The organism is Bacillus sp. XF8, from assembly GCF_017498755.1.
Lineage (GTDB): Bacteria > Bacillota > Bacilli > Bacillales > Bacillaceae_G > Bacillus_A > Bacillus_A bingmayongensis.
Genome location: NZ_JAGDQK010000119.1, coordinates 1 through 1,152, shown reverse-complemented (window position 1 = coordinate 1,152; position 1,152 = coordinate 1). Strand labels below are relative to the sequence as shown.

At 36.8% G+C, this 1,152-nt stretch carries 1 protein-coding gene; it reads left to right on the top strand.

Annotated elements, in window-relative coordinates; all coding sequences use genetic code 11:
* Nucleotides 1–49: 49 nt before the first annotated feature.
* A protein-coding gene (locus tag J4P91_RS28660; RefSeq protein WP_207996793.1) for an IS3 family transposase occupies nt 50–1,152 on the top strand; the annotation gives its coding sequence in 2 pieces (ribosomal slippage) (nt 50–308 and nt 308–1,152; 1,104 coding nt annotated over the 2 pieces). This gene is flagged as partial in the annotation.

Genomic DNA, 1,152 nt, shown 5'->3' with positions numbered 1-1,152 from the left:
CCTCCTTAATTCGCATACTAAATGCGAATTAAATGGAGGTGTTTTTCATTTGAAGAAAAGAGTTCATTATCCAGAAGAAATAAAATGGAAAGTCGTTGAAATGAAAAAGGAAGGTTATTCTAACCGAACAATTATGGAAACATTAGGGATTAAAAATGTAAGTCAAATTAAAAGATGGATGAACTGGTATCATGCAGATCAAACTCATCGCTTCCAACAACCTGTAGGTAAACAGTATTCTTACGGAAAAGGACCTGGGGAGTTAAGTGAAATAGAGCAGTTACGTTTGGAAAACAAACATTTAAAGGCTCAATTACTTGTATGGGGAAAGTACCTGGAAATCGAAAGGAGTTGAACCCAGTTATCGTAGCTCAGCTATGGAATGAAGTGAAAGATAAAATGACTGTAAAAGAACTATGTAAAGTGTTAGGCTTACCACGCTCAACATTCTATCGTTGGGTAAACACAGCACAAGTTTCTACAAGCGAAATAGAGAAGGCTGTTAAAAAGGTGTGTTTGCGTCATAAACTCCGTTATGGATACCGAAGGATTACAGCTACCCTTAGAAAAATGGGGATTTGTATCAATCATAAAAAGGTATTACGCATTATGAAACATTACGATTTACTATCACGTGTACGTCGTAAGAAAAAAAGGTATATCACTGGTGCTGAACCTGTGGTAGCACCACACCTTTTAGATCGACAATTTGAAGCATCAGCTTCTAATGAAAAATGGTTTACTGATGTAACATATTTGACATTCGGAGAACGTACCTTGTATCTTTCCACAATCATGGATGCCTTTAATCGTGAAATTATTAGCTGGGTGATAAGTGAATCACCTAGCCTTCAATTATCTATAGAGACATTAAAACAAGCATTAAGAGGACGAAATGCAGAAGGTGTCATTCTTCATTCGGATCAAGGAAGCATCTATACAGCAAAGCAATTTCAGATGTATGCCAAAGAAAAAGGCATTATCACAAGCATGTCTCGGAAAGGAAACTGCCATGATAATGCCGTGATGGAAAGCTTCTTCGGACATTTGAAAAGCGAAGCTTTCTACTCGCAAAATCTAACAAAAGTATCCAACACAACTGTGCGAAAGACTGTGTTAGAATACATTCATTACTACAATTGTGTGCGAATT